Origin of the sequence: Motilimonas sp. 1_MG-2023, assembly GCF_030547455.1 — a bacterium.
In the GTDB taxonomy this organism is placed as follows: domain Bacteria; phylum Pseudomonadota; class Gammaproteobacteria; order Enterobacterales; family CBDFNC01; genus Motilimonas.
The window spans coordinates 1-231 of record NZ_JAUOPX010000336.1 but is presented as its reverse complement, the minus strand read 5'-3'; the positions used below and the strand labels follow the sequence as shown (position 1 = coordinate 231).

Annotated in this window: 1 pseudogene; it reads right to left on the bottom strand. The window is 50.2% G+C overall.

What is annotated here, in order from left to right:
- Window positions 1-231 (bottom strand): annotated as a pseudogene (locus tag Q4519_RS22215) (hypothetical protein); the annotation flags it as partial.

Here is a 231-nt window from a genome sequence, read left to right as displayed (position 1 = left end):
CTGTATGGCTTGCTTGATGGTTTTTAAGACACTTGCATGAAAAGTGGAATCGCTCTCAATTTTGCTGTTTTCAATAAGTCTGATAACTGGCAAGCCAGCTTCTGCTGCGTGGAAGTAAGGGCGGTCGCGGTTTTCTTCTACCGTCCACCAATTAGAGACCAATTCAACGCTGACCTGCCGCGCTTGCCAGCGGTTAGCCCAACGGCGAGATTCAGAAAAGTAGCGCCGGGC